This is a genomic window from Ruegeria sp. BC2 (genome assembly GCF_056539245.1).
The window spans coordinates 30,690-57,188 of record NZ_JBQFUQ010000002.1; the positions used below are offsets into that span (position 1 = coordinate 30,690).

The 26,499-nt window shown below is 62.3% G+C and carries 24 protein-coding genes, 1 other RNA gene and 1 riboswitch; of the genes, 12 read left to right on the top strand and 13 right to left on the bottom strand.

Translation table 11 applies throughout. From position 1 onward, the window contains the following. Nucleotides 1–7 precede the first annotated feature (7 nt). Nucleotides 8–1,615 (bottom strand): cytochrome-c oxidase, cbb3-type subunit I, encoded by a 1,608-nt coding sequence (gene ccoN, locus ACR0CU_RS10440; protein WP_093964421.1) that lies wholly within the window; start codon nt 1,613–1,615, stop codon nt 8–10. Between the two features lie 196 nt (nt 1,616–1,811). Between ccoN and ACR0CU_RS10445 the strand changes: the two genes are divergently transcribed. Beyond that, entirely contained in the window at nt 1,812–2,651 is an 840-nt protein-coding gene (locus ACR0CU_RS10445) for a universal stress protein (protein ID WP_170447782.1), read from the top strand. 50 nt (nt 2,652–2,701) lie between these two features. Here ACR0CU_RS10445 and ACR0CU_RS10450 read toward each other — a convergent pair whose 3' ends face one another. After that, nucleotides 2,702–2,956, bottom strand: coding sequence for a GlsB/YeaQ/YmgE family stress response membrane protein (locus ACR0CU_RS10450; protein ID WP_170434054.1), 255 nt, complete (start codon nt 2,954–2,956; stop codon nt 2,702–2,704). Nucleotides 2,957–3,014: 58 nt separating this feature from the next. Then, nucleotides 3,015–4,337: a serine hydroxymethyltransferase gene (locus ACR0CU_RS10455; protein ID WP_170447779.1), complete on the bottom strand. Its 1,323-nt coding sequence runs from the start codon at nt 4,335–4,337 to the stop codon at nt 3,015–3,017. A 98-nt stretch (nt 4,338–4,435) separates the two neighbouring features. Here ACR0CU_RS10455 and ACR0CU_RS10460 point away from each other — a divergent pair, with 98 nt between their 5' ends. Next, nucleotides 4,436–5,308: a LysR family transcriptional regulator gene (locus ACR0CU_RS10460; RefSeq protein WP_170342389.1), complete on the top strand. Its 873-nt coding sequence runs from the start codon at nt 4,436–4,438 to the stop codon at nt 5,306–5,308. On the opposite strand, the gene fnrL is transcribed toward ACR0CU_RS10460, so the two are convergent. After that, nucleotides 5,305–6,048 (bottom strand): transcriptional regulator FnrL, encoded by a 744-nt coding sequence (fnrL, locus tag ACR0CU_RS10465; protein ID WP_170391116.1) that lies wholly within the window; start codon nt 6,046–6,048, stop codon nt 5,305–5,307. The two genes, ACR0CU_RS10460 and fnrL, sit on opposite strands and share 4 nt — an antisense overlap. Nucleotides 6,049–6,109: 61 nt before the next feature. Between fnrL and hemN the strand changes: the two genes are divergently transcribed. Both hemN and ACR0CU_RS10475 read left to right on the top strand, forming a co-directional pair. Then, nucleotides 6,110–7,465 carry an oxygen-independent coproporphyrinogen III oxidase gene (gene hemN / locus ACR0CU_RS10470; RefSeq protein ID WP_170434050.1) on the top strand — a complete coding sequence of 452 codons (1,356 nt, stop codon included), beginning with the start codon at nt 6,110–6,112 and terminating at the stop codon, nt 7,463–7,465. Nucleotides 7,466–7,676: 211 nt separating this feature from the next. Further along, complete coding sequence (locus ACR0CU_RS10475) at nt 7,677–9,605, top strand: elongation factor G (RefSeq protein WP_170447777.1); 1,929 nt, start codon at nt 7,677–7,679, stop codon at nt 9,603–9,605. On the opposite strand, the gene ACR0CU_RS10480 is transcribed toward ACR0CU_RS10475, so the two are convergent. The 5 genes from ACR0CU_RS10480 to ACR0CU_RS10500 form a co-directional block, all read right to left on the bottom strand. Beyond that, nucleotides 9,602–11,179: an ABC transporter ATP-binding protein gene (locus tag ACR0CU_RS10480; protein ID WP_170447775.1), complete on the bottom strand. Its 1,578-nt coding sequence runs from the start codon at nt 11,177–11,179 to the stop codon at nt 9,602–9,604. The two genes, ACR0CU_RS10475 and ACR0CU_RS10480, sit on opposite strands and share 4 nt — an antisense overlap. After that, a complete protein-coding gene (locus ACR0CU_RS10485; RefSeq protein WP_170439371.1) occupies nt 11,176–12,282 on the bottom strand; it encodes an ABC transporter permease in 1,107 nt (368 codons plus the stop codon). Before ACR0CU_RS10485 ends, ACR0CU_RS10480 begins: the two co-directional genes overlap by 4 nt. Next, entirely contained in the window at nt 12,283–13,377 is a 1,095-nt protein-coding gene (locus ACR0CU_RS10490; protein ID WP_170341405.1) for a microcin C ABC transporter permease YejB, read from the bottom strand. Between the two features lies 1 nt (nt 13,378). Beyond that, nucleotides 13,379–15,289, bottom strand: a complete 1,911-nt coding sequence (locus tag ACR0CU_RS10495) for an extracellular solute-binding protein (RefSeq protein WP_480643198.1) — start codon at nt 15,287–15,289, stop codon at nt 13,379–13,381. A 172-nt stretch (nt 15,290–15,461) separates the two neighbouring features. Beyond that, nucleotides 15,462–15,965: a c-type cytochrome gene (locus ACR0CU_RS10500; RefSeq protein ID WP_170341467.1), complete on the bottom strand. Its 504-nt coding sequence runs from the start codon at nt 15,963–15,965 to the stop codon at nt 15,462–15,464. Between the two features lie 119 nt (nt 15,966–16,084). On the opposite strand from ACR0CU_RS10500, the gene ACR0CU_RS10505 reads away from it, so the two are divergent. Continuing rightward, nucleotides 16,085–16,918 (top strand): prephenate dehydratase, encoded by an 834-nt coding sequence (locus tag ACR0CU_RS10505; protein ID WP_170360906.1) that lies wholly within the window; start codon nt 16,085–16,087, stop codon nt 16,916–16,918. A gap of 56 nt (nt 16,919–16,974) precedes the next feature. Here ACR0CU_RS10505 and ACR0CU_RS10510 read toward each other — a convergent pair whose 3' ends face one another. Both ACR0CU_RS10510 and nudC read right to left on the bottom strand, forming a co-directional pair. Further along, complete coding sequence (locus ACR0CU_RS10510) at nt 16,975–17,442, bottom strand: SRPBCC family protein (RefSeq protein ID WP_170360904.1); 468 nt, start codon at nt 17,440–17,442, stop codon at nt 16,975–16,977. A gap of 38 nt (nt 17,443–17,480) precedes the next feature. Further along, nucleotides 17,481–18,464 (bottom strand): NAD(+) diphosphatase, encoded by a 984-nt coding sequence (gene nudC / locus ACR0CU_RS10515; RefSeq protein ID WP_480643003.1) that lies wholly within the window; start codon nt 18,462–18,464, stop codon nt 17,481–17,483. A 173-nt stretch (nt 18,465–18,637) separates the two neighbouring features. On the opposite strand from nudC, the gene ACR0CU_RS10520 reads away from it, so the two are divergent. Together ACR0CU_RS10520 and ffs are read left to right on the top strand one after the other, a co-directional pair. Then, nucleotides 18,638–20,506, top strand: coding sequence for a bifunctional 2',3'-cyclic-nucleotide 2'-phosphodiesterase/3'-nucleotidase (locus ACR0CU_RS10520; protein WP_254437589.1), 1,869 nt, complete (start codon nt 18,638–18,640; stop codon nt 20,504–20,506). Nucleotides 20,507–20,545: 39 nt separating this feature from the next. Beyond that, nucleotides 20,546–20,644: signal recognition particle sRNA small type (gene ffs / locus ACR0CU_RS10525), an RNA gene on the top strand. 81 nt (nt 20,645–20,725) lie between these two features. On the opposite strand, the gene ACR0CU_RS10530 is transcribed toward ffs, so the two are convergent. Beyond that, nucleotides 20,726–21,583: an alpha/beta hydrolase family protein gene (locus ACR0CU_RS10530; protein ID WP_170447769.1), complete on the bottom strand. Its 858-nt coding sequence runs from the start codon at nt 21,581–21,583 to the stop codon at nt 20,726–20,728. An 84-nt stretch (nt 21,584–21,667) separates the two neighbouring features. Here ACR0CU_RS10530 and ACR0CU_RS10535 point away from each other — a divergent pair, with 84 nt between their 5' ends. Then, nucleotides 21,668–22,240, top strand: coding sequence for a TetR/AcrR family transcriptional regulator (locus ACR0CU_RS10535; protein WP_170447767.1), 573 nt, complete (start codon nt 21,668–21,670; stop codon nt 22,238–22,240). Nucleotides 22,241–22,270: 30 nt separating this feature from the next. Further along, a riboswitch (cobalamin riboswitch) is annotated at nt 22,271–22,486 on the top strand. Between the two features lie 86 nt (nt 22,487–22,572). Next, nucleotides 22,573–22,980 carry a hypothetical protein gene (locus ACR0CU_RS10540; RefSeq protein ID WP_170447766.1) on the top strand — a complete coding sequence of 136 codons (408 nt, stop codon included), beginning with the start codon at nt 22,573–22,575 and terminating at the stop codon, nt 22,978–22,980. Between the two features lie 3 nt (nt 22,981–22,983). Here the strand turns inward: ACR0CU_RS10540 and ACR0CU_RS10545 are convergent, their stop codons facing one another. Next, the gene (locus tag ACR0CU_RS10545) at nt 22,984–23,487 is read right to left on the bottom strand and encodes a protein-tyrosine phosphatase family protein (protein ID WP_170447764.1); all 504 of its coding nucleotides are present in this window, start codon (nt 23,485–23,487) and stop codon (nt 22,984–22,986) included. 155 nt (nt 23,488–23,642) lie between these two features. Between ACR0CU_RS10545 and ACR0CU_RS10550 the strand changes: the two genes are divergently transcribed. From ACR0CU_RS10550 to recR, 3 genes are all read left to right on the top strand, one after another. Further along, a complete protein-coding gene (locus ACR0CU_RS10550) occupies nt 23,643–25,397 on the top strand; it encodes a DNA polymerase III subunit gamma/tau (RefSeq protein WP_170447761.1) in 1,755 nt (584 codons plus the stop codon). Between the two features lie 86 nt (nt 25,398–25,483). Next, complete coding sequence (locus tag ACR0CU_RS10555) at nt 25,484–25,828, top strand: YbaB/EbfC family nucleoid-associated protein (RefSeq protein ID WP_005980576.1); 345 nt, start codon at nt 25,484–25,486, stop codon at nt 25,826–25,828. A 46-nt stretch (nt 25,829–25,874) separates the two neighbouring features. Next, complete coding sequence (gene recR, locus ACR0CU_RS10560) at nt 25,875–26,468, top strand: recombination mediator RecR (RefSeq protein WP_170341385.1); 594 nt, start codon at nt 25,875–25,877, stop codon at nt 26,466–26,468. Nucleotides 26,469–26,499: the final 31 nt, after the last annotated feature.

The following is a 26,499-nucleotide window of genomic DNA, read 5'->3' on the forward strand; positions in this document are numbered from 1 at the left end:
GCCCTCCTTATTCAGCCGGGACCGCGACGGTCAGGCTGGCCTCTTTGGCCGGAGCCCGCCGGACGGTCATCCAAAGGTTGTAGCACATGATCAGCGCACCAGCGACGAACAGAACACCGCCCAGCGCACGCACCACATACATCGGGAACTTGGCCGCCACGGTGTCGGCGAACGAGTTCACCAGGAAGCCGTTGGCATCCACTTCGCGCCACATCAGGCCTTCCATGATACCGGTGACCCACATCGACGCGGCGTAGAGCACGATACCGATGGTGGCGAGCCAGAAGTGCCAGCTGACCATCTGCAGCGAGTACAGACGCTCGCGCTTCCAAAGAACCGGCACCAGGAAGTACAGCGCACCAAATGTGATCATGCCGTTCCAGCCCAGCGCGCCGGAATGTACGTGACCAATGGTCCAGTCGGTGTAGTGCGACAGCGAGTTCACCGCGCGGATCGACATCATCGGGCCTTCGAAGGTGGACATGCCGTAGAAACCGACCGAGATCACCATCATGCGGATGACAGGGTCTGTGCGCAGCTTGTCCCAAGCGCCCGACAGGGTCATCAGACCGTTGATCATGCCACCCCACGAAGGCATCCACAGCACGACCGAGAACACCATGCCCAGCGTCGAGGCCCAGTCAGGCAGCGCGGTATAGTGCAGGTGGTGCGGACCAGCCCAGATATACAGGAAGATCAGCGCCCAGAAGTGGATGATCGACAGTTTGTAGCTGAAGACCGGGCGTTCGGCCTGCTTGGGAATGAAGTAGTACATCATGCCCAGGAAGCCCGCAGTCAGGAAAAAGCCCACGGCGTTGTGCCCATACCACCACTGGATCATGGCATCCTGAACGCCCGACCAGACGATGACCGATTTCGAACCCCAGATGCTGACCGGAATGGTCATGTTGTTGACTAGGTGCAGCATCGCGACGGTAACGATGAACGCCAGGTAGAACCAGTTCGCCACATAGATGTGGGGCTCTTTCCGCTTGACGATCGTCCCCAGGAACACGGCCAGATAGGCCACCCAGACGATGGTCAGCCACAGGTCTACATACCATTCAGGCTCGGCATATTCCTTGGACTGGGTCCCGCCCAACACATAGCCGGTCGCGGCAAGAACGATGAACAGCTGATAGCCCCAGAACACGAACCAGGCCAGGTTGCCGCCCCACAGACGCGCGGCGCTTGTGCGCTGCACGACGTAGAAGGATGTGGCGATCAGGGCGTTGCCGCCGAACGCGAAAATGACCGCTGATGTGTGCAGCGGGCGCAACCGGCCAAAGTTCAGAAGCCCCTGCGCCCATTCGAAGTTCAGCACCGGAAAGGCCAGCTGGAACGCGATGAAGGTTCCCACCAGGAACCCTACGACACCCCAAAAGGCGGTTGCGATCACGCCATAGCGGATCACGCCATCCATGTACTCACCCGAACGATCGACAAGAATATCCGGCTCATCCGTGTTTCGCAGCGTCCAGATGAACAGGCCACCGGCGATGAGCATCACCAGTATCGCGTGCACCTGATACGCCAAATCCCGCGCATAGTTGGATCCGATCGCTGCGAACAGCACGACCAGACCAAGCGCGATCAGCTTGATGTAATTCGACATATTGCGTCCCTTTGCCATGCTCCGGGCGATTCTTGTGCCGCATAGAGCTTTCGTTGACTGGTTGCTGTATGATCCATGCACAACCAATGCTGCTTTGATCTGCATCAAGACAATAGCCTGAAAACTGTGACAGGCATAAGCAAATGAATGGGTTACCTGGTCGCACAGGTTTCAGAACCCGAAACACGAGGTCGAAATGGCTTATAAATCTCTTCTCACCGTCATGACGGAAATCAAGTTTGCCAAGCCGGCTCTGGCCCAGTTGGTCGCCTTGGCCGAAGCGCAGGACGGCCATGCCGAAGCGCTGTGCCTCGGTGTCGACCGTAGCCAGACCGGCTACTACTACGCGGGCGCAAACGCCCTGATCCTTCAGGAGACCTTGAAGCGTGCAAATGCCGAGGCCGATGAAGTGCTTGCCTTTGCCGAGGATTTCCTGGGCAAGTCAGGCGTACGCTGGTCCGCTGAAAACGGCGTGGCGCAGATCGCCGACCTGGGTCGGCACGTCGCGCATCGGGCCCGTTTCTCGGACCTTGTCGTTTTGCCGCAGCCCTATGGCAAAGATCGCGGCGCCGAGGCCGAACCGATCATCGAAGCCGCCATGTTCGAGGGTCACGCCCCGGTTCTGGTGGTCCCGGATGACGCGAAACCGTTCGCCAGCCCTCGGACGGTGCTGATCGGCTGGAATGAGAGTGTCGAGGCGATGAATGCCATTCGGCGCGCGCTGCCGTTCCTGCGAGCGGCCGAGCTGACCCGGATCGTTGTGATCGATCCGCCGCGTCACGGCCCTGATCGCTCGGACCCGGGCGGTATGCTGTCGCAAATGCTGTCTCGCCATGGCGTGAAATGCGAAATCGACGTGCTGAGCAAGACGATGACGCGTGTGTCCGACATTCTGAATCGTCACGCCGCAGACGTCGAAGCCGACATGATCGTGATGGGCGCCTATGGTCACTCGCGGTTCCGCGAGGCCATTCTGGGTGGCGCTACCCGGAACATGTTGGAACAGTCCTCGGTTCCGGTTTTCCTGGCCCACTGAACCGCGGGCACGGCAAAAAAAATAACCGCCCCGTCCGGGGCGGTTTTTCGTCAGACCTTTTTGACCAAACCGATCAGGAACAGAAGGATGACGGCTCCGATCGTTGCAAAGAAGATCGACGACATCATACCGCCGCCGACGGAAAACCCGAGTGCGGGAAAAATCGTTCCGGCGAGAAAAGCGCCAACGATCCCGACGATGATGTTCCCGATCACGCCAAAGCCGCGCCCCTTCATGATCCTGCCCGACAACCAGCCCGCGATCGCGCCGATGATCAGCATTGCCAATAGGCTACTGAATTCCATGCCTTGCTCCTGAATATTGTTTCACGCAAAGGCATTAGAACACGGCCGGGCCGTTGGGTCACGCACGAACGTAGTGCATCCCCTGGAACCCGGATCGCAGATCCCGCACCTTGGGCGCAACCGATGCGGGATCATCCGCCGACAGCGCCTCGGCGAACAGGGCCACAAGGTCTCCGACATGTTCGGGGGTCACGCCCCGCCGGACCAACTCGGGCGTTCCGATCCGCAATCCGTTCATGTCACCCGCAACCGAGGCGATCGGCAAACCGATACCACATGCCAGAAACCCAGCCCGCCGCAGGTGTTTTGACACCGCCTGCCCGCCCCCATAGTCGGCGGCCTTCAGCGCGAATTGGTGCGAAGTGGTGGCTCCACCAGCCCCCTTGAACACTGGCAATCCCTGATCTTCCATCTCGCTGGCCATTGCCTGCGCAAGATCGATCATCGCTTGCCCATAGGCCGGCCCGAAGTCGACCCAGTCCAGCAACGAGATTGCCAGAGCCGCCGATTTCGCGGCATCGAAATTGGCCGTCATTCCGGGAAATGCGATGGCGTCCAGCCGTTCCGCGATTTCGGCCTCGTTGGTGACGATCAGCCCACCCGCCGGGCCGCCCAGGCTTTTGTAGGTGCTCATCGTCATCAGATGCGCGCCTTCATCCAACGGGTTCGCCCAAGCCCCGCTGGCGATGATCCCGCATTGGTGGGCCGCATCGAACAGAACCTTGGCCCCGATTTCGTCGGCAATTTCGCGCACGGCCGACACAGGATGCGGAAACAGGTTCAGCGAGCCACCGACGGTGATCAACCGGGGCTGGTGCGTTTTGGCCATGTCGCGCAGAGCGGCCAGATCCAGACTGTACCCGTCCGCATCCACTGGTGCATTGACCGTTTGCAGACCATAAAGCCCTGCGCAGCCACCCTCATGGTGGGTCACGTGCCCGCCGATCGCTGCCGGAGGCGCGATGATCGTATCGCCGGGCCGGGTCAGAGCCATGAAGCCATACAGATTGGCCAAGGCGCCGGATGCCACCCGGATCTCGGCGTATCGCGCGTTGAACACGCGGGCCGCAAGCTCGGCCGCGATCACCTCGATCTCCTCGATGGCCTCGAGACCCATCTCGTATTTGTCGCCCGGATAGCCCAAAGATGGACGACTGCCCAGACCCGCGGCCAGTGCTGCCTCGGCCCTTGGATTCATGACATTCGTCGCCGGATTCAGATTGAAACACTCGGCATCGTGAATATCCGAGTTTCGCGCGATCAACGCGTCGATCCGGGCCTCGATCGCCTCCGAGTTGCTGTCGGCAACCTTCTGGGCGATGGTCTGAACAAGGTTTTCGCAGTGGCCCGGAACCCAGGCACGGTGAGCAAGGTGCTGCATCTGATCCTCCGTCTTTGCGGCCAACGATGCAAAGATCCTGACTTGCGCGCAAATCAGTTTTGCGAAAAATTAGGGTCAGAAAAATTGAGCCTAAATCCATGCCCGTTGCTCCACCGCGCCCCAAACCCCTACCTCTGAACGCGCTGCGTGCGTTCGAGGCCGCAGCCCGCCTGGGCGGATTCTCGGCGGCGGCTACGGAACTTGGCGTCAGCGCCGGCGCGGTATCAGCCCATGTCAAAACGTTGGAAGACGAACTGGGTGCGCCCCTTTTCGAGCGCACCGCAAGAGGCGTTGCCCTGACCGCGCTGGGACAGAAGGCGTTGCCGGACCTGACCAAGGCCTTCGACACTTTGGGACAAGCCACATTGTCCATGCGCGCCCAGGCACAGCCGCAAGTGGTGCACATCGTGACGCTGCCCTCGATTGCACAGCTGTGGCTGTCGCCAAGGTTGCCCGAACTTCGAGCCGCAGAGCCCGAGATCGAAGTTTCACTCACGGCCGAGGAAACCCCGCCCAACCTCAAGCGCGCGCCCTTCGACATCTACCTGTTTTTCGGCGGAGACTTGGGGGACCCCATCGCCGAAGACGCCATCTTTCCGGTTTGCGCGCCGGCCTTGGCGCATCGCCTGACTACGCCCGAGGACTTGGCGAATGTGACCTGCCTGTCCGATTCGACCTGGTTCGACGATTGGCAAACATGGGTGGCGGCGGCGCGACCCGGATGGGCGTTCACACCCCGCGGGCCGGTCTTCTCTTTGTACGCGCTGGCGGTCGAAGAAGCGCTGAACGGTGCGGGTGTGTTGATGGGACACAAAGCGCTGGTCCAGCCGCATCTGGACAGCGGTCGACTGGTGGCTCCGTTCGAAACGACGGTCACTCTTCCCGACCGGCTCAAGCTGTGGTCGCCACGTGCCGTCCGACCGCAGACACCGGTCGGGCGCGTCGTCGGGTGGCTCAGAAAAACCGCTTAGACCAGAAATCCACCGTCCGAATCATCCCCGGCCTCTTCCATCAGGCGGCCGATATCCGGAACGGTCACGTGGCGCTTGCCCTGCAGCAGGATCACTTCATCCTTTTTCAGCGCAGATATCTGACGGCTGACGGTCTCCAGTGTCAGACCAAGGTAGTCGGCCATCGCCTCGCGGGTCAGCGGCAGGTCGAAGACGATGGGGCCGGATGAGCCCTTCTGGCTGGCAGACGCATCCCGGCGTGCGATGATCGACAACAGGCTGGCGATCTTCTCTCGCGCGGTCTTGCGGCCAAGAACCAGCATCCATTCACGCGCCGCGTCCAACTCGTCCAACGTCATTTGCAGCAAGCGGTGGGCAATATGCGGCGTGCTGTTCATCAGCTCTTCGAACGGTTTCTTTCGGAAACAGCACATGACCACGTCAGTGGTCGCTTGCACGTCATAAGGCGCCGAGTCGCGCCCCGGCCGCCCGACGAAGTCGCTGGGCAGCAGCAGGCCCACCATCTGTGTGCGCCCGTCCTCCATGGTTTGGGTCAGAGACGCGATCCCGGACACGACCGAGCCTACGAAATTCATCTGATCGCCCGACCAGATGATCGTCTGACCGGCCTCGAAGCTGCGGTAATACTTGATTTCTTCCAACGCGACCAACTCGTCTGCATCGCAGCGCGCGCAGACGGCTCGATGCCGAATTGGGCAATCTTCGCAATTGGAGTGGTCAACGAGGGTATTCAAAGTCATGCGCGCGTCCACTTGATCTCGGTCAAGGTTTTCTGGTCGTCGAGCCTATACCGGTGTCGTCATGATAGTAAAACCTCAATTGGCAAAGCTCGGACTATTTGACGCGAAGGTACCGCGTTATACCAGCTATCCGACCGCCCCCCACTTCAGCAATGACGTGGGGCCCGACATGTTCAGCGACTGGATTTCCGCCATCCGGCCGGGCAGTTCGATCTCGCTCTATGTCCATGTGCCGTTCTGTCGCCGGCTGTGCTGGTTCTGCGCCTGCCGCACTCAGGGCACCCAGACCGACAACCCCGTCATCGCCTATGTCGATGTCCTCAAGGCCGAGCTGGACTTGCTGGCCGCGCGCCTGCCCAGCGGGGTGACCCTGTCGCGCCTGCACTGGGGCGGGGGTACGCCCACGCTGCTGAACCCCGACCTGATGCGTGAACTGGCTGCGCATATTCTGGGCATCGTCCCACTTGGACCCAACGCGGAATTCTCGGTCGAGATCGACCCCAACGAGGTGGATGCCGCTCGACTGGATGCGCTGGCCGAAGCCGGGATGAACCGCGCCTCGATCGGGGTTCAGGATTTCGACGACGAGATCCAGAAGACCATCGGGCGCATCCAGAGCTATGACACCACCCGCGAGGCGATCGACATGATCCGCGAGCGCGGTGTGCCCAGCCTGAACGCCGACATCCTGTACGGACTGCCGCACCAGACCAAGGCGCGGATGACCGAAAGCGTGCAGAAGCTGCTGTCCCTCAACCCCGACCGGGTGGCCCTGTATGGCTACGCGCATGTGCCGTGGATGGCGAAACGCCAGCAGCTGATCCCGTCCGACGCCCTTCCGACGCCGGAACAGCGGCTTGATCTGTTCGACACCGCGCGCCGTCTGTTCCTGTGGGACAATTACGAAGAAATCGGCATCGATCATTTCGCCACCAAGGATGACGGGCTGACCCACGCGCTGAAGGCCGGGCGGCTGAAACGCAACTTCCAGGGCTATACCGACGACCAGGCCGAGGTTCTGATTGGCGTCGGCGCCAGCTCGATCTCGCGCTTCCCGCAGGGCTATGCGCAGAATGCACCGGCCACGTCGGCCCATACCAAAGCGGTGCGCGATGGCCGGTTCTCGACCTCGCGCGGGCATCTGTTCAAGGATCAGGACATTCTGCGCGCCCGCCTGATCGAGGCCCTGATGTGCGACTTCCGCATCGAAACGGCCGAGATCCTGCGCGACCACGACATCTCGGCGGCCGAGCTGAAGGCGATGTACCAGCGCGCCAATGACGCCTTCGACGGGTTGTTGCAAATCACCGATGACGGGCTGTTCATCCCGCCCGAAGCGCGCGCCTTGGCTCGGATGATCGCCCGGACCTTCGACGCTTATGACCTGAGCAAGGCAGGCCACAGTTCGGCGATCTGACGACGGGCGACAGGCCGCAAGCCGGCCAGTCGCCACAATGCAAAAAAGCGGGGGGTTGACGCGCGCGGGGGGTTTTCCCCACACTCGGAAGGCGGGCGGCAGGCCGCCCGACGCCGAGGCAGGCCATCATTCAGACAGACTCGCCGGCGCATCCGCGTTCGACAGCTCCTTTCGTGCAACCACTCTGCAACTTGACGAAGGGACAGCACCCATGCGCGTTTTTACCGTCCTCGGCCCCAGCCAATCGGGCAAGACAACACTGGTCGAGGCCATCAGTCGCCTTGATGGCCGGCCCACCACATTCGACCTGTCCGGAACCGTGCATCTGCACGGTTTTTCTTATCTGGACGAACCGTGGTGCGCGATCGACGTGGATGGCGGGGGCGATGCGCTGGCCTATGCCGGACCCGCCATGGCCATTTCCGACGCGGCGGTGGTGGTGGTTCCGCCAGACCCGGACGCGGCGGTTCTGTGCGCCCCCTATCTGCGGCTGGTCGAGGAGGCGGGCATTCCCTGCTTTCTGTTCATCAACCGGATGGACAACCCGAACGGCCGAATCCGCGACATCATCGCCGCGCTGCAGACCTATTGTAGCCATCACATTACCCTGCGACAGGTGCCGATCCGTGAAGGCGAAACCATCGTCGGCGCCGTCGACCTGATCTCAGAGCGCGCGTGGAAATATCAGGAAGGTCAGCCCTCGGCGCTGATCGAACTACCGCAATCGGTGGCCGATCGCGAGGCCGAAGCCCGTACCGAACTGCTCGAAACCTTGTCGGATTTCGACGATCACCTGCTCGAGCAGCTGATCGAGGACAAGCAGCCGCCCAGCGCCGAGATCTATGACCTGGCCGCGCAGGTGTTGCAGAACCATCAGTTGATCCCGGCCTGTCTGGGCGCGGCCAGCCATGGCAACGGGCTGACCCGCCTGATGAAGGCCCTGCGGCACGAGGCGCCCGAGTTCGACATCGCCGCCGACCGCGACGCGGCGCCAGAGGCCGCCCGCGCCATCGCAGGTTTTGCCGACGTCAAGAAGCACATCGGCAAGATCACCGTCCTGCGGGGGCTGGGCGACGGGATCAAGGCGCATGACCCGCTGGGCGGCGAAACCGTTGGCAACCTGACCGCGCTGGACGCCAAGACCCAGATCGACGGGCTGAAGGCCGGCGAGATCGGGCTGGCGGTGAAATCCGATCACCTCAACCCCGGCAATATCTATGACAGCAGCGGCTCCACGCCGCTGCCGGACTGGGCCACGGCGCATCCGGTCGCCTATCGGCAGGTGGTTTCGCCGGCCCATGAACGCGACGACGTGCGCCTGTCCAACGCGCTGTCCCGGCTGGTCGAGATCGACCCGGGCCTGACGCTGGAACAGGACGAGCTGAGCGGCCACGCCGTTCTCGGTTCCCAAGGGCCGCAGCACATGCGGCGGGTGGTCGCCAAGCTGGCCGAGGATTTCGGGATCGAGATCGAAACCTCTCCGGTCGAGACCGCGTATCGCGAGACCATCCGCGCCACCGTCGAACACCGGCACCGCCACCGCAAGCAATCCGGCGGCGCGGGGCAGTTCGCAGACGTGGTGATCTCGGTCGCGCCGCTGCCGCGCGGATCGGGTTTTCAATTCGACGAGGTGGTCAAGGGCGGCGCCGTGCCCAAGAACTATATCCCCTCGGTCGAACAAGGCGCAGTCGATGCACTGGCGCAGGGCCCCGAGGGCTTTCCGGTGGTGGATGTGAAGGTCACCCTACATGACGGCAAGCATCACAATGTGGACAGTTCCGATTTTGCCTTCCGGACGGCAGGCAAGAACGCCGTACGCGAGGCCTTGCCGCAGGCCAAACCCGTCGTGTTGCAGCCGATCCTGAACGCCGAGATCCACGTTCCGTCGGCCTTCGTGGGCGATCTGGTACCCACGATCAGTTCGCTTCAGGGGCAGGTCCTGGGGTTCGAGGGCAACCCGAACGCGCCGGGCTGGGAAATCTTCAACGCCAAACTGCCCGCCGTGGCCGAGGACGAGCTGCACCGCACGCTGGCCAGCGCCACGCGCGGGACCGGCTGGGTCAAGCTGCAGTTCGACCACTATGAAGAGCTTCGCGGCCCGGTGCCGAAATCGGCGGCGCGCGAAGCGGCCAACGCCTAGCCCGCCGCTGCGATCAGTTCGCGGGTATAGTCATCCTGGGCGTTGACGAAGAGGTCTTCGGCAGCGCCCATCTCGACCACGTCTCCGTTGCGCATGACGATCACCTTGTGTGACATCGCCCGCACCACCTTCAGGTCGTGACTGATGAACAGGTAGGCCAGCCCGTATTTCTTCTGCAGGTCGCGCAGCAGTTCGACGATCTGCACCTGCACCGTCATGTCCAACGCACTGGTGGGCTCGTCCAGCACCAACAGCTTGGGCCGCAGCACCATGGCGCGGGCAATCGCGATGCGCTGGCGCTGCCCGCCCGAGAATTCGTGCGGGTAGCGGTCCATGGCCGCCGGGTCCAGGCCCACTTCGGTCATCACCTCGGCCACCAGCTCGCGCGGGGCGCGGTGCGGATCAACCTTGTGGATCGCCAGACCCTCGGCAATGATCTGCTGGCAGGTCATACGCGGGCTGAGGCTGCCGAACGGGTCCTGAAACACGATCTGCATGTCCTTGCGCAAGCGGCGCAGCTCGCGCGTGGACCAGCGGCGCACATCCTGCCCGCGGAAGGTGATCCCGCCCTCGGAGGCGATCAGCCGCATGATCGCCAGCGCCAGCGTGGTCTTGCCCGAGCCGCTTTCGCCCACGATCCCAACGGTTTCGCCCGCCCGCACGCTGAGTGTGGCGTCGTTCACCGCCTTCACATAGCCGACCGTGCGCTTCAGGAACCCGCGCTGGATCGGAAACCAGACCTTCAGATGCTCGGTCCGGGCCACTTCTTCGGCGGCGGGGTCGATCGGGTCGGGTATACCCGTGGGTTCGGCCGCCAGCAGCTTGCGGGTATAGGGGTGCTGAGGGTTGTCGAAGATCTCGGCCACGGGGCCGGTCTCGACGATCTCGCCATCCTTCATCACGCAGACCCGGTCGGCGATGCGTCGCACGATGCCCAGATCATGGGTGATGAACAGCATCCCCATGTTTTCCGATTTCTGCAGTTCGGCCAGCAGTTCGAGGATCTGCGCCTGAATCGTCACGTCCAGCGCAGTGGTCGGCTCGTCCGCGATCAGGATGTCGGGCTTGTTGGCCAGCGCCATGGCGATCATCACCCGCTGCCGCTGTCCGCCGGACAGCTGATGGGGATAGGCGTCCAGCCGTTCCTCGGGGTCGCGGATACCGACCTTGTTCAACAATTCGACGATCCGGGCGCGCGCCGCGTCGCCCGTCAGACCCTGGTGCAGGGCCAGCGATTCCGCCATCTGCTTCTGGATCGTGTGCAGCGGGTTCAGCGAGGTCATCGGCTCCTGGAAGATGAAGCTGATGTCGTTGCCGCGCACCTCCATCAGGCGCTGCTCGGATGCGCCAATCATCTCCTGCCCGTCATAGGTGACCGACCCTTCGACGATCGCGCTGTCGCCCAGCAGCGACACGGTGGACAGCGCGGTGACCGATTTTCCCGACCCGGATTCGCCCACCAGCGCCACGGTTTCCCCGCGATCAACATGGAACGACACGCCCCGAACCGCCATGGTCACCTGCCCGTCCTGACGGAACGAGACCTTGAGGTTTTTGACATCCAGCAAGCTCATGAGAAGGTCTTTCGCGGGTCGAACGCGTCTCGCACGCCTTCGAAGATGAAGACCAGCAGAGACAGCATGATGGCAAAGGTGAAAAAGGCAGTGAAGGCCAGCCATGGCGCCTGCAGGTTCTGCTTGGCCTGCAGGGTCAGCTCACCCAGCGAGGGCGCCGAGGACGGCAGACCGAAGCCCAGAAAATCGAGGCTGGCCAGCCCCCCGATCGTGCCGGTCACGATGAAGGGCATGAAGGTCAGCGTGGCCACCATCGCGTTGGGCAGCATGTGGCGGAACATGATGGTCAGGTTGCCCACGCCCAGCGCCTTGGCCGCGCGCACGTACTCCAGATTGCGGGCGCGCAGGAACTCGGCCCGCACCACGCCCACCAGACCTGTCCAAGAGAACAGGATCATGAGGAACACCAGCAGCCAGAAACTTCGCCCCAGCACCGCGAACATGATGATGATGACGTAAAGCGAGGGCGTCGCCGACCAGATCTCGATGATGCGCTGGAAGATCAGGTCCAGCCAGCCGCCGAAAAAGCCCTGCAGCGCGCCGGCAAATATACCGATCAGGCTGGCTGCGCCGGTGACGATCAGGGTGAACAGGATCGACAGGCGGAATCCGTAGATGACGCGCGCCAGAACGTCGCGTTTGGTGTCGTCGGTGCCCAGCAGGTTCTGCCCGTTGGGCGGCAGGGGCGCCGCGCCGGGACGGTCGACGCTGGTGTTGTAGGAATAGGGGATCGGCGGCCAGATGGCCCAGCCGCGCTCGAATCCTTCGGCCTGGAACGTCCCCGCCTCAATCTGCTCGATGATGCCTTCGGGGTCGTCGAAACACTCCTCCAGCCCGCCGCTGTCGATCAGGCAACGGACCTCGGGGTCACGATAGATCGCCTCGGTCTGGAAGTCGCCGCCGAACTCGGTCTCGGCGTAGAAGTTGAAGATGGGCGTATAGAGCTCGCCCCGATACTTCACAAGGATCGGTTTGTCATTGGCGATGAATTCCGCGAACAGCGACAGACCGAACAGCACCGAGAAGATGATCAGCGACCAGAAGGCCCGGCGGTTGCGGCAGAAATTGCGCCAACGGCGCTGGTTCAGAGGAGAAAGTGCCATTTACCCCTCGCGTTTCTCGAAATCGATGCGCGGGTCGACCAGCACATACATCAGGTCGCTGATGATGCCGACGACCAGACCGAGCAGACCGAAAATGAACAGCGTCCCGAAGATCACCGGATAATCGCGCGCCACTGCGGCCTCAAAGCCCAGACGACCCAGACCATCCAGCGAGAAGATCGTCTCGATGATGATCGACCCGCCGAAGAACACGCCGATGAACACCGCCGGAAAACCGGCGATCACGATCAGCATCGCGTTGCGGAAGACGTGGCCGTACAGAACGCGCTGCTCGCTCAGCCCCTTGGCGCGGGCGGTCATGACGTATTGTTTCTTGATCTCGTCCAGAAACGAATTCTTGGTCAGCAGCGTCAGCGTGGCAAAAGCGGAAATCGTCAGTGCGATGGTGGGCAGGGCGATGTGCCAGAAATAGTCGGCCACTTTGCCCAGCAGGCTGAGGTCTTCCCAATTGTCCGAGGTCAGCCCGCGCAGCGGGAAGATCTGCCAGTAGGAGCCGCCCGCAAACAGCACCAGCAGCAGGATCGCGAACAGAAAGCCGGGAATCGCATAGGCCACGATGATGGTTGCGCTGGTCCATGTGTCAAAGCGTGAACCGTCCTTGACCGCCTTGCGGATGCCCAGCGGGATCGAGACCAGGTAAGCGATCAGCGTCGACCACAGGCCCAGCGAGATCGAGACCGGCATCTTTTCCAACACAAGGTCGATCACCGAAACCGAGCGGAAGTAGCTCTCGCCGAAATCCAGCGTAAGATAGTTGCCCATCATGTTCAGGAACCGCTCGACCGGCGGCTTGTCGAAGCCGAATTCCTTCTCCAGTTCGGCGATGAATTCCGGCGGTAGGCCGCGGGCGCCCACGTATTTGTCATCGAATACGCCACCGCCGGGTTCGGCCCCGGCGCCCGCGTCACCGGACCCCGCAAAACCCGCAAATACATCGCCCTGCCCTTCGATCTGGGCGATGATCTGCTCGACCGGACCGCCGGGTACGAACTGCACCAGCGTGAAGTTGACGATCATGATGCCCAGAAGGGTCGGAATGACCAGCAACAGGCGTCGAAGAATATATGCGCCCATGTTAACGCAGCGCGCCTTCTGCTTTCAGGGCCGCTTCCTTCTCGGGATTGATCCACCACAGATCAAGGTATCCCAGCGCATAGGGCGGCAACTGATCGGGGTATTCGTACATGTTGTAGTAGGCTGTCCAGTATTCCGCGATATACCCATCCGGTATGATGAAGAACTCATAGCGCAAGGCGCGATCCAAGGCCATAAGCGCTGCATCCTGATCGGTTTGATTGTTGGTCGCAAAAGACGCCTCGATGATGGCGTCCACCAACGGGCTTGCAAGGCCTGCCGGGTTGAACAGGCTGAACTCGGCCTCTTTCGAGCCATACATCTGACTGAGGCCGCCGCCAGTCGACAGGAACGCGCCATAGCGTGTCGAATAAACCATGTCATAGTCACGCTCGCGGCTGCGCAGGGTGTACTGCGCCGGATCGACCTTTTCGGCCGAAGCATCCACGCCCAGCGCCTGAAGGTTCTGGACAAAGGTCTCGATCATCGTGGCCGTCGATGTCGGCAGGTTGGACGGATAGGGGATGTTCACCCGCAGGGTCTGACCCTGAGCATTGCGGCGCAAGTTGCCGTCGCCCACCGGCCATCCGGCTTCGTCCAACAGTTTTGAGGCTTTGCGCAGGTTGCGCCGATCGTTCAGGCGCGCCGGGTTGGATTCGTGAACGGTCGTCACCGGTTCGGACAACAGCTCGGGTGGAACCACGTCGCCCAAGGCCTGCAGAAATGCCAGCTCTGCCCCCTGCGGTGTATCCATCGCTTCAAGCGGCGTGCCTTCGATGAACGAATCGCGGGGAGAGTTCAGGCCGAACAGCAGAGATTCATTGGCCCATTCAAAGTTGAATGCCAGCGCCAGTGCCTTTCGAACATTCTTGTCCGCGAATTGCGGACGCGCGAGGTTGAACACAAAGCCCGACGGGGTCGGCGGGCTGCCATTCGCTATCGCGTCCTTGACGACGTAGCCCTCTTTCAACTTGGGGAAGTCATAGCCGGTCGCCCACAGTTTGGGGTCGCTTTCGATCCGCAGCGTGTATTCGCCTGCCTTGAAGCCTTCAAAGGCGGCTGTCTGGTCCGCGAAATACTCGACTCGGATGGTATCGTAGTTGTGCCGGCCCTTGTTGAACGGCAAGTCCTTGCCCCAGTAGTCGTCCCGGCGTTTGTAGACGATGCGCCGGTTGATATCGTAGCTGTCCAATTTGTACGGCCCAGATCCAACGGCGACTTCAAGTCGCGGCTCGTCGAGACGGCGGGACGGGTCTGCCTCGAACCACGCTTTCGAGAATACGGGCGTCGCGCCGACGGTTTCGATCCGGCTGCGGGCCGTCAATTCGGGATTGAACGTGAACTTGACCGTGTGCTTATCCAGCGCCTCGGCGCCGGTCACCATCCGCCCGACGGCCTGTGCATATGACGGCAGGCCCTGTTCGATGAACAGGCGGTGGCTGTAGACCACATCCTCGGCGGTGACAGGCGTGCCATCCCAGAACGTCGCTTCGGGGCGCAGGTGGAAAATGACCCAGTTGCGGTCGGCGTCATACTCGAGGCTCTCGGCCAATACGCCGTAGTACTGACCGACACTGTCATCGGTGCTGTCCATCAGCCGATCGTATTGCAGTGTCGTCAACGCTCCGGGGCGACCTTTGCGCGAATATGGGTTCAGGGAATCAAACGTGCCCGATGCGGCCAATGACAGCTCGCCGCCCTTGGGTGCATCCGGATTGGCATAGTTCAAGTGCGTGTAGTCGGCGGGGTAGTCGAGATTGCCGAAGTACGAGTAGCCATGGCTGCGAATGATCTGGTCCTCGTCGGCCCGGACTGGCCCCGCCTGCCCCAGAACCAACGCCGCCGAAATGCCCAATGCCGCGACCCAATGACGAAAACCTTGTTCGCGCGCGCCAGGCAGATGGGAAATCATACGGGTCATCCTTCGATGTTGTCTTCTGTCCATGTCCTTGTGGGCAAGCTAAAAGCCCAGCACTGACACTTGCAAGTTTAGAATGCGTGAGCGCTTTGTGAAGTTTTGCTCAGACAAAAAAAGCCGCTGCACATGGCAGCGGCTTTCGCTTTTCGGTGTCTGGGTGGGCAGATCAGCCGCCAATCGTCTGCAGGTACGCGATCAGGTCTGCGCGTTCCTGAGCCTTTTTGAGACCGGCAAAGCTCATCGAAGTGCCTTGGATATAGCCTTTGGGGTTTGCAATGAACGCATCCAGCTCTTCCGGGGTCCAGTTGCCGCCATGCGACTGCATCGCCGCCGAGTAGCCGAAGCCCGCAGCCGCCGCCACAGGGCGGTCCACGACGCCATACAGGTAGGGACCGGTGCCATTGGCGCCTTCTTCCAGCTTGTGGCAAGCCGAACACTTGCGGAAAACCTTCGCGCCCTTTTCCGGGTCAGCCGCGGCCAGCAGATCGGCAAAGACCACCTCTTCGCCGTCAGCGCTTTCGCCCGAGCTTTCGGTTTCAATAACATAGGCGGCTTCGCCGTGCCCGCCGACATGGTAGAGAACATCGCCCCCCCATTTTGCCAGGAGGAGTACAAGGAAGGCACCGAACAGGCCGGCTGCGGCCTTGGTAACTGTCATCGTGTCGAACATTGATCGCGAGTCCATTTCAGCTGTCTTCGGGGTGTCTAAGGCTTCCCCTTGCAAGAGGCAAGGTATAGACACCGCGACGAAACGCCCAATTCTGGAACTTGTTGCACGGAATCGACCAAATGACCAAACGCATCGCCTTTCAGGGGGAACCCGGCGCCTACAGTCACGAAGCCTGTCGCAATGCGCGCCCGGATATGGAGGCGCTACCCTGCCGAACATTCGAGGACGTGATCGAATCGGTGCGCTCGGGCGAGGCCGATCTGGCCATGCTGCCGGTCGAAAACAGCACCTATGGACGAGTGGCCGATATCCACCGCCTTCTCCCGCACAGCGGGCTGCACATCGTGGACGAGGCCTTTGTGCGGGTTCACATCAACTTGCTGGGCGTGCCGGGCGCAAAACTCGAAGATATCACCGAAGCCCATTCGCATCTGGTGCTGTTGCCGCAATGCGCAAACTTCCTGAAGGCCCACGGCATCCGCGGGCGCGTCAGCCCTGACAACGCCCGCGCGGCGCGCGAGGTCTCGGAAGCGGGTGAGAAACATTCGGCGGCCCTGGCCAGCGAACTTGCTGGCGAAATCTATGGCCTTGAACTGCTGGCGCGCCACATCGAAGACAGCGACGACAACACGACCCGCTTTCTGGTGATGTCCCGCGAGGACGACCGCAGCCGCCGTGGCGAGCACGGGATGATCACCAGCTTCGTGTTCCAGGTCCGGAACATTCCGGCGGCGCTGTACAAGGCCATGGGCGGTTTTGCCACCAACGGCATCAACATGACCAAGCTGGAAAGCTACATGGTTGATGGCTCGTTCACGGCGACTCAGTTCTACGCCGACATCGTCGGCCACCCGGAAGACCGCAACGTGCAGCTCGCGATGGATGAACTGCAGCATTTCACCACGAATGTGGAAGTGCTGGGCGTGTACCCCGCTGCTCGACCACGCGGTTAGTCTGCGCCCACGGGCAAGCAGCTTGGGAGTGCCCGCCGCCGGTCAAACGCCGGCTCTCAAGCGCCGTGCAGATAGCGTTCTTCCATTTCGCGCGCAAAATCGCTCAGTCGCATCTGGAACTGGCGCCGGAATCTGGCCTTGCCCAGCTTCAACGACTGCAGAAGCAGACGCGCAGGCAAGGTCTTGGCCGCCAGTGACATCTCGATGCTCAGCCGCGTCTGCTTTTGCGACAGCGACAGAAGATCAATCGTGGTCAGGCCGTTCATCCCCTTGCTGGTCGATCGAAACCGCATGGCTGTGGGGCGATCAAACTCGGCCACCTCGATCGCGACGTGGCGTGGCTTGCCACGGATCATGATATCGGCTTCCCAGCACGACCCGACCCAGTGGCCCGGCATTTCGACAGTGCGTCGAACCTCGACACCGCGGCGCATCGCCATGCGCTCGAACCGTTCGAAGTCCGCGACCATGTCGAACACCGCATCGATCGGCGCCTGGATATCTTCGCGTGCTGAAACCTGCATGTCGGCCTTTTCTGCTCAGTCAGGGTGTCAGTGTTTCGTCAGTCCAGCGTATCTGCAAGCCAGTTACGCAAAAGAAAATGCGCGATTGCCCCCTTTCGCGCCGGCAGAAGCTTGGGGTGCTCGCCTGCAAAAGCCTGCATCATCTCGGACTTGGTGACCCACATCGCGTCCTCGATCTCGACTGGGTCGATCGTGATCTCGCGGGACAGCGCCTGCGCTGCACACCCGAACATCAGCGACGACGGAAATGGCCAGGGTTGACTTGCCAGATAGCTGACGTGTCCGACCGGAACGCCGGCCTCCTCCATGACCTCACGCCGCACGGCGGCTTCAAGGGTCTCGCCCGGCTCGACGAAACCGGCCAACAGGGAATACATGCCGTCGGGCCACCCCGGAGATCTGCCCATCAGGACGGAATCGCCCTGCGTGACCAACATGATCACCACCGGATCGGTCCGTGGAAAGTGCTGGCCGCCACAGGCCGGGCACAGTCGTTGCCACCCCGCCTGCGAAATGTTGGTCGGGTTGCCGCAGCGCGCGCAAAACCTGTGCGTCTCGTGCCAGCCGATCACGGCTTTGGCGGTGGCTGCCAATTCGGCGTCCCGGGCCGACAGCCGGGTCATGATCCGACGAAGCTCGGCGAACACGTGGCCGACGGGCAGCCCCGGATGCTGCTGTTCGGTTCGGTCCACGAACGCTCCAACACCCGACAGGTCCAACCCGTCGGCAGACCAATTCGAAATGTCCATTGCAAACAGCGGCGCACCCGCATCACTGCGCCCCAGCAAGATCGGTTGGTCAATCGCCCCGCCGGGTCCGTTCGCAACCAGATCGTGGTCCATCGGAACCATGGCCAACTGGTCCAGCGCTTCGCCCATGACCAGCGGTTTGCCCCGCCACATCAGGATGCACCGCGCAGTGGTATCGGACCGTGCTGCCTCCAAAGCTCTGGCATCGGTACGGATCTGCGCCGCCCGGTCCAGTCCAGAGCCGCCAAATGTCACGCTTTCCGCCCGTTTCATGCCTGTCCCTTTGGAATTTGCACAAGGGCTGCCACGACTTGGGCACTGGTGCAATGGGAATTCACACTCGCAAAAAGCATCGTTGTCGCAAAGGACGCATGGAAGCCCTGACGATTGCCTGTATTCTACCTTTCAGTGAAAACGTATGCACAACAGCACCTAAAAGAAGAAAATTGGCTCTGAAATCCTCCCTGCTTCAGGTACATCCCCACTTAAAAACCGCGCACATCCGGATTCTTGCAACGACCGATCTGCACATGAATCTGAACAGTTTCGACTATTATGCGGACCGGCAGGAACCAAGTGTGGGCTTCACCCGAACCGCCAGCTTGATCCGCTCTGCACGTCAAGAGGCGGAAAAGGCAAATGCAATTGTCCTGCTGTTCGACAACGGCGATTCCCTTCAGGGGACACTTCTGGGTGACTGGGCGGCCGAACAGACCGACGCGACCCACCCCTTGATGTCCGCCTTTGGGCGCTTGGGCTACGACACAATTGCGCTGGGGAACCACGACTTCGGCTTTGGTCTGCCAACTCTGGGCCGGATCGTTTCTCGGGTACCTTGCCCGGTTTTGTGCAGCAACATGCAGTGTCTAACCGGGGTCGCGCCCTGGCAGGAACAGGCCATCCTGACCCGTAATGTCCACATCAACGGCCAAAGCATTCCTGTCCGAATTGGCGTTTTCTCGATCCTGCCTCCGCAGACGGTGAAGTGGGAAGCACCACAATTGGAAGGCCAGGTTGCAGCCGAGGATGCCGTCGCCACGGCGCGCCGGATGGCCGAGAATTTGCGACGTCAGGGCTGCGATCTGATTGTGGCTCTTGCACATTCCGGCCTAGGCGAGCCCGACGCCGCGCCGATGTCGGAAAATGTGGTCGCACAGCTTTCTGCTCTGGACGGTATTGATGCAATCGTGGCCGGACACACCCACCTGACACTACCCGACCCAAGCGATGGTAACGCGCAGCTGGCCAGACCCGTGGTCATGCCCGGATCAGCGGGGTCGCATTTGGGGGTGATCGACCTGACGCTTGCCGTGAACGCCACGGGAGAAGTGAGAATTGCTGGTCACAGCGCGCATCTGCGCGCGATCTGCCCGGGCGGGGCTGAAACCGGCGCTCGGGTCGTTCCTGAAGACCCTGAGATGGTCGAACTTTTTGCCGCCGCCCATAAGGCGACCCGCAAAGCCGCTGCCCAGCCGGTGGGCCGGATCAATCGTACCCTGCACAGCTATTTCACCTTTTGCGGGGTGGATCAGGGGCTGAACTTGGTCGCCGCAGCACAGGCGGCAGCCCTGCGACCGGTTCTGGCCGGAACGACCTTTGAAACCCTCCCTGTTCTGTCCGCAGCCGCACCTTCGAAATTCGGAGGCCGGGCCGGACCACGGCATTACACCGAAGTCCCGGCTGGCGATGTCACCGTAAGGCATGTCTCGGACTTGCATGTGTTTCCAAACCAACTGGCCGCCATGCTGCTGGATGGCCGCCAGATCGCCGAGTGGCTGGAGATGTCGGCTGCCCAGTTTTCCCAACTTGGCAACAGCGACGAGCAGGTTCTGATCAACCCCGAGGGCACCGGGCACAATTTCGACGTGCTGCATGGGGTGACCTACAGGTTCGATCTGACCCAGCCCGCACGATATGATTTAAGCGGCCAGTTGATCGACACGTCCCATTCCCGCCTGCGCGATCTTGCCTTTCAGGGCCGCCCCGTCGATCCGGATGAACAATTCGTCGTTGCATCAAACAGCTACCGAGCCAATGGCGGCGGCAACTTTCCCGTCCCAGACCCGGCCCGCCTGATCCCGGTGCCGCCACTGAGCCTCCAGGGTATCTTGCGCGACTATCTGGCGGGACGATTGGGGCCAGATCCGGTGGAAAACACCGCCCAGAGCTTTTCCTTTGTTCCGCAGGCGGGCCGGTCCGTGATTCTGAAGACCGGGCCACGCGCTGCGAACTACCTGCACGAGCTCGACCACTTTGCAGCCACCACCGACGGGCAGGACGCGCGCGGGTTTCTTCGGGTACGCCTGTCTTTGTGACGGGTTGCCAAGCGGCTGCGTGATGCCTATATCGGCGGTCGAGAGGTTGGCGCGGGCAAGCGCCTCGCCAACCTGGTCAGGTCCGGAAGGAAGCAGCCACAACGAGCCCCGCTTGGGTCGATGTCCAACCTCTCACTTGACGCCGCTCCGCGTATTCGGCCGGGTCAATCAAACCTCTGCATTTCGTCGTTGTTCCTGAAAACCGCGCTTGCGGGCGGGTCAGGCGATCAATCGCGGCCAAACGGCACTGCTGCGCCGGGCGAAGGCGCCGATATGACCGATTTCGGACAGTCCGAAATCCTTGGGCTCCAACAAGTGCCGACGGGCGGTCGGACCATAGAGCTCAGCCAGCCGCCAGACGGCGGGCGGTGGCACTGTCTGGTCATCCTCGAACGCAATGATATCCGCCGTGGCGTTCGCCCGGCTCCAATCCGCCTGGGGAAGCGTGTCACCAAGTTCGGGCAGATAGCTGGTGGGCGATGTACACCACTTGCGCCATTGCCAATAGACGCCCGCCGGCAAGTCGGCTCCGAATCCCAGAAGTTTCCCCGGCAGGTACCCCAGAAGACGCACCAGAGGTGGCACATGGCCATACCAGAACAAAGTCGCCAAGCCCTTGTAGGGCCACGGGTGATCGGCCACCGTCACCAAACCTGCGCACACACAGATCATCCGGTCGATCTGTTCGATTTCCGGTTGCAGCGGACCCAGCATTCCACCGACCGAATGCCCGATCACCCACAGTTTTGCCTGCGGGTAGCGACGGCGCATCTCGGCACGCGCTGCGGGCATGTCGATCAGCGCCCAGTCCGCCATCGTGGCCTTCGAGTCCTTCAGCCGCCCGATCAGCGAATGCTCGAAATCCCGGTAATCATATGTCAGGCAAGCCATACCGCGCTCGGCGGCCAGCCAGCGAGCAAAGTGCTGATAGTAGTCACGTGGCACTCCTGTTGCGCCGTTGAGCACAACAACGGTTTGCGGCTCGACCGCCGGAGTGTAAAGCCGCGCCGCCAGCTGGGTCTGGCCCGACGGAAACTGAAAGTCTTCCACGTCAACCGCGTGCTGCGAATCCAACATCTTTGCCTCCAAACACTCTGGACCGATCGGTCTAATACTTTGTGTCTGGACCAATTGGTCTAGGCCTGTCAATATTTGGCCTGCATGACCCAACGTCCACCAAACACCAAAGATCGCCTGATTGTGACTGCCGCCCAACTGTTCCAGCGCTCGGGCTATAACGGTGTCGGTCTGGCGGAATTGCTGGCCGAAGCGCAGGCCCCCAAGGGTTCGCTTTATCACCATTTTCCAAAGGGCAAGCCGGATTTGGCCCTGGCGGCGGCCAGTTGGGCTTCGGACGGGATGTTGAGCATGATTGCTGCGGCATTCAACGACGCCGCGGATTTTCGCGACGGGGTCATCACCCTGTGCCACAAGATCGCGAAGCTGTTCGACACCTCGGCCCAATGGGAGACCTGCCCCATCGCCGCCACCCTTTTCGAAAGTCCCGACAACCGCGCGTTTCGGGAACATGCCGACCGTCTGTATGAAAGCTGGATCGTCGAAGTTCGAAATCACGCCGCGCGGTTCGGAGTTTCCGACCCTGAAAATGCTGCGGACACCCTGTTCATCGTAATGCAGGGCGGCTGGCAATTGGCCCGTGCCCGCAGGGATTCGAATGTGCTGCGCAGACTGCCTGATCTGTTCCCTTGGGACTCACTCCGGCAACCGGGCTGAAACCGTCTTGACTCGATCCCGGATACACCGCTAGCGATGAGGGGATGGTTCCCGTGCCGTTTCGGTCCGGGATGAAAAGGGAACACGGTGCGGTCCAACCCGGAACTCCGGAGCGGACCAAGGCCGCGACTGCCCCCGCAACTGTAGGCGGAGAGCGATGCCGAAATACCACTGACCGCAAGGTTGGGAAGGTCGGCAAAGCAAAGACCCGCAAGTCAGGAGACCTGCCATCAAACGTGAAACCGAAACTCGGACGGGGTGTCCGGGCAGGGTCTGGCCTTGAAACCGGCGTCTGTCCAAATCCACCCCGCCCAGCGCGCGGAGGGCGCAACATGATTTGGAAGACCGACACCCATGAATTCGCGGCAACCATCTGCCAGCGCACCGGAAAGACCTGCCCGGCACTGGCGCGCATGGCACGGGCCATCGCGCAGGCAATGGCGACGGCGCAGGCCGCGACATCCCCCGACTTCCAAGTGGAAGGCAGCGGCGAACTGGCCCACTGCGAACATGGCTGCACGGCGCGGTTCGATGCACGTTCCGAACGGATCCGCGTGTATTGCGGAGCGGCCGCCGACACCCCGTCCGACTGTCTTGAAACCTATGCCGACATGCTGTTTGACGACCAGAGCGACGCCCTGCCCGCGCAGGTCATCAGTGATCGACCCTGTGCGATGCTGCAGGCTACGGCGATCATGCCCGTGGTCAGGGCCGAGCGCGAGTTCCGCGCAACCGCCTGAAGGTCAGGTCGCCAGAGCCTCGCGCGCCGGGGCGGCGGCCCAATCCATCTGAGCATCGGTTTCGACCGCGCAGGGGCGTACGGCCCGCAGGCGTTTCAGAGCCTGTTCCGGCTGCTCGCCGCATTCGATCATCAAGCGCAGAACAACCATGCCCGACCGTCCGCAACCGCCCCGGCAGTGGACCAGTACCCGCCCGCCGCCCGACAGCGCATGGCGGGCGGCGGCGCTGACTGCGGGCCAGCGGCCGGATATCTCGGTCGACGGCGCCGAGAAGTCTGCGACCGGCAGATGTGCCCACCGACAGGCGCGCCGATGGATGTCACAACCCAATTCGCCCGCACCCACGGCAACCAGTTCGGCAAGGGTTGTCATCGAAATCACCAGCCCCGGCGCCCAAGCTGAAATCAGGTCTAGGTCTCCCTCATAGTCGCCGCCACCGCCGGGAACCGAGGTCAGGGCCAGCGTACCGCCGCCCACCTGCAATGCATGAACCACAAGATTTGTCATCAGACGTTCCCCCCGAAACTGGCTGATTGAACTTGATCCGCGCAGTATGCCTCACACCGCGCGCTCGCCAAAGCGAAAAACCTGCACCGGCGCTGTGGACGTGGGGCACCGGGAACTCTACCCTGCATTGTCAGTACGAATCCGTCAGAGCAGACATGACCACACAGTCCAGCCCCGCCTATCAGGTTCTCGCCCGAAAATACCGCCCGGAAACCTTTGCCGACCTGGTCGGTCAGGATGCTATGGTGCGCACGCTGAAAAACGCGTTCGAGGCGGACCGGATCGCGCAGGCCTTCATCATGACCGGCATCCGCGGCACCGGCAAGACGACCACGGCCCGGATCATCGCCAAGGGCATGAACTGCATCGGCCCCGACGGCAATGGCGGCCCAACGACCGAACCCTGCGGCCAGTGCGAGCATTGCGTGGCCATCATGGAAGGCCGCCATGTGGACGTGCTGGAAATGGACGCCGCCAGCCGCACCGGCGTGAACGACATCCGCGAGATCATCGACAGCGTGCGCTATCGCGCGGCCAGCGCGCGGTACAAGATCTACATCATCGACGAAGTCCACATGCTGTCGACCAGCGCCTTCAACGCGCTGTTGAAAACGCTGGAGGAACCGCCCGAGCATGTGAAATTCATCTTCGCCACGACCGAGATCCGCAAGGTTCCGGTCACCGTGCTGTCGCGCTGCCAACGGTTCGACCTGCGCCGGATCGAGCCCGAAGTGATGATCGGCCTGCTGCGCAAGATCGCCACCGCCGAGGGCGCGGAAATCTCGGATGACGCGCTGGCACTGATCACCCGCGCCGCCGAAGGCTCGGCCCGGGATGCGACCTCGCTGCTGGATCAGGCAATCAGCCATGGTGCCGGCGAAACCACCGCCGACCAGGTGCGCGCGATGCTGGGACTGGCCGACCGGGGCCGCGTGCTGGACCTGATGGACATGATCCTGCGCGGCGATGCGGCCGGGGCCCTGACCGAACTGGGCGCGCAATATGCCGAGGGCGCCGACCCGCTGGCGGTGCTGCGCGATCTGGCCGAAATCACGCATTGGGTCTCGGTGGTGAAGATCACCCCCGACGCGGCCGAAGACCCCACCGTCTCGCCCGATGAACGCACCCGCGGCCAGCAGATGGCCGAGGCGCTGCCGATGCGGGCGCTGACCCGGATGTGGCAGATGCTGCTGAAGGCGCTCGAAGAAGTCTCGGCCGCCCCCAACGCCATGATGGCCGCGGAAATGGCGGTGATCCGCCTGACCCATGTGGCCGATCTGCCCAGCCCGGAAGAGTTGATCAAACGCCTTCAGGACAGCCCTCCGCCGCCCGTCGGCGGGCCGGGGGGCGGCGTTCCGGTTGCCGGAAACAGCGCCCCGCCCGTGACCGCGACGGCCTCGGCCCATGCGCCTGCCCCGCGTGGCGTGGGCGGTGCGCCGACGGCGGCGTTGGCCCAGGACCTGCAGACCGCGCTGGCGCGTTATCCAACGTTCGAGCATGTGGTCGAGCTGATCCGCGCCAACCGCGACGTGAAGCTGCTGGTCGAGGTCGAGAACAGCGTCCGCCTCGTCTCGTACCAGCCGGGCCGGATCGAATTCACACCCACCGAAAAGGCCCCTACCGACTTGGCCGCGCGGCTCGGGTCCGCGCTGCAGCGCTGGACCGGAAATCGCTGGGCGGTCTCAATCGTCTCGGACGGGGACGCGCCCACCATCGCCGAACTGCGCGACGCGGCCGAGCTGGCGCTGAAGGCCAAGGCCGAAGAACACCCTTTGGTTCAGGCGGTTCTGAGTCAGTTCCCCAAGGCCCGCATCACCCGGATTGAAACACCCGAGGACCGTGCGGCCAAGGTCGAAACCGAAGCCCTGCCCGAGGTCGAAGACGAATGGGACCCGTTCGAGGAAGACTGATCATCCGCGCAGAAGGCGCGCTGCCCTTGTGAAGGACGCAGACGGCCCGTATTTAGGCCGCAAATCGAATGACAGGAGACATACAAATGCTCAAAGGACTCGGCGGTCTGGGCGACATGGCCAAGATGATGAAATCCGCGCAGGAACTGCAGACCAAGATGGCGCAGATGCAGGAAGAGCTGAACACCATCATGGTCGTCGGCGAATCCGGCGCGGGCCTGGTCAAGGCCACGGCCTCGGCCAAGGGCGAACTGAAAGGTCTGGACATCGACCCCTCGATCTTCAACAGCGACGACAAGGAAGTGGTCGAGGACCTGATCCTGGCCGCCATCAAGGATGCGCAGACCAAGGCGGCCGAGCGGTCGCAGGAAGAAATGGCCAAGCTGACCGAAAGCATGGGTCTGCCGGCGGACATCAAGCTGCCGTTCTGATCTTCGCCCCTCAAACCCCCGCCGCCAAAGCCACGCAGGACAGGCCATGAGTTCGAACAGTGACATCGACGCCCTGATCGACTTGATGGCCAAGCTGCCGGGGCTGGGGCCGCGCTCGGCACGGCGGGCGGTGCTGCACCTGATCCGCAAACGCGCCCTGCTGCTGACGCCGTTGTCGGACGCCATGCAGCAGGTCGCCGCCACCGCGCGCGAGTGCCTGAACTGCGGCAACGTGGGCACCACCGACATCTGCGACATCTGCAATTCCGAAGACCGCGCCACCGGTGAGCTGTGCGTGGTCGAAGACGTGGCCGACCTATGGGCGATGGAACGCGCGGGCGTGTTCAAAGGCCGCTACCATGTGCTGGGCGGAACGCTCTCGGCGCTGGACGGCGTCGGCCCGGAAGACCTGCGCATCCCCCGCCTGCGCGACCGCGTCACCGCCGAAAACATCACGGAAGTAATCCTGGCCCTGAACGCGACCGTCGACGGGCAGACCACGGCCCATTACATCGCAGATCAGTTGGAAGGACAGGTCCGCCTGACCTCGCTGGCGCAGGGCGTGCCGATCGGGGGCGAGTTGGACTATCTGGATGACGGGACCATCACCGCAGCGCTGCGGGCGCGAAAAGAACTGTAGCCGCCGCGTGCTGCCTGCAAGCAGCACGCTC

Coding starts and splice junctions, on each gene's coding strand:
- ccoN (WP_093964421.1), bottom strand. CDS start 1,615: ATGTCGAATTACATCAAGCTGATCGCGCTTGGTCTGGTCGTGCTGTTC.
- ACR0CU_RS10445 (WP_170447782.1), top strand. CDS start 1,812: ATGGCTTATAAATCTCTTCTCACCGTCATGACGGAAATCAAGTTTGCC.
- ACR0CU_RS10450 (WP_170434054.1), bottom strand. CDS start 2,956: ATGGAATTCAGTAGCCTATTGGCAATGCTGATCATCGGCGCGATCGCG.
- ACR0CU_RS10455 (WP_170447779.1), bottom strand. CDS start 4,337: ATGCAGCACCTTGCTCACCGTGCCTGGGTTCCGGGCCACTGCGAAAAC.
- ACR0CU_RS10460 (WP_170342389.1), top strand. CDS start 4,436: ATGCCCGTTGCTCCACCGCGCCCCAAACCCCTACCTCTGAACGCGCTG.
- fnrL (WP_170391116.1), bottom strand. CDS start 6,048: ATGACTTTGAATACCCTCGTTGACCACTCCAATTGCGAAGATTGCCCA.
- hemN (WP_170434050.1), top strand. CDS start 6,110: ATGATAGTAAAACCTCAATTGGCAAAGCTCGGACTATTTGACGCGAAG.
- ACR0CU_RS10475 (WP_170447777.1), top strand. CDS start 7,677: ATGCGCGTTTTTACCGTCCTCGGCCCCAGCCAATCGGGCAAGACAACA.
- ACR0CU_RS10480 (WP_170447775.1), bottom strand. CDS start 11,179: ATGAGCTTGCTGGATGTCAAAAACCTCAAGGTCTCGTTCCGTCAGGAC.
- ACR0CU_RS10485 (WP_170439371.1), bottom strand. CDS start 12,282: ATGGCACTTTCTCCTCTGAACCAGCGCCGTTGGCGCAATTTCTGCCGC.
- ACR0CU_RS10490 (WP_170341405.1), bottom strand. CDS start 13,377: ATGGGCGCATATATTCTTCGACGCCTGTTGCTGGTCATTCCGACCCTT.
- ACR0CU_RS10495 (WP_480643198.1), bottom strand. CDS start 15,289: ATGATTTCCCATCTGCCTGGCGCGCGCGAACAAGGTTTTCGTCATTGG.
- ACR0CU_RS10500 (WP_170341467.1), bottom strand. CDS start 15,965: ATGTTCGACACGATGACAGTTACCAAGGCCGCAGCCGGCCTGTTCGGT.
- ACR0CU_RS10505 (WP_170360906.1), top strand. CDS start 16,085: ATGACCAAACGCATCGCCTTTCAGGGGGAACCCGGCGCCTACAGTCAC.
- ACR0CU_RS10510 (WP_170360904.1), bottom strand. CDS start 17,442: ATGCAGGTTTCAGCACGCGAAGATATCCAGGCGCCGATCGATGCGGTG.
- nudC (WP_480643003.1), bottom strand. CDS start 18,464: ATGAAACGGGCGGAAAGCGTGACATTTGGCGGCTCTGGACTGGACCGG.
- ACR0CU_RS10530 (WP_170447769.1), bottom strand. CDS start 21,583: ATGTTGGATTCGCAGCACGCGGTTGACGTGGAAGACTTTCAGTTTCCG.
- ACR0CU_RS10535 (WP_170447767.1), top strand. CDS start 21,668: ATGACCCAACGTCCACCAAACACCAAAGATCGCCTGATTGTGACTGCC.
- ACR0CU_RS10540 (WP_170447766.1), top strand. CDS start 22,573: ATGATTTGGAAGACCGACACCCATGAATTCGCGGCAACCATCTGCCAG.
- ACR0CU_RS10545 (WP_170447764.1), bottom strand. CDS start 23,487: ATGACAAATCTTGTGGTTCATGCATTGCAGGTGGGCGGCGGTACGCTG.
- ACR0CU_RS10550 (WP_170447761.1), top strand. CDS start 23,643: ATGACCACACAGTCCAGCCCCGCCTATCAGGTTCTCGCCCGAAAATAC.
- ACR0CU_RS10555 (WP_005980576.1), top strand. CDS start 25,484: ATGCTCAAAGGACTCGGCGGTCTGGGCGACATGGCCAAGATGATGAAA.
- recR (WP_170341385.1), top strand. CDS start 25,875: ATGAGTTCGAACAGTGACATCGACGCCCTGATCGACTTGATGGCCAAG.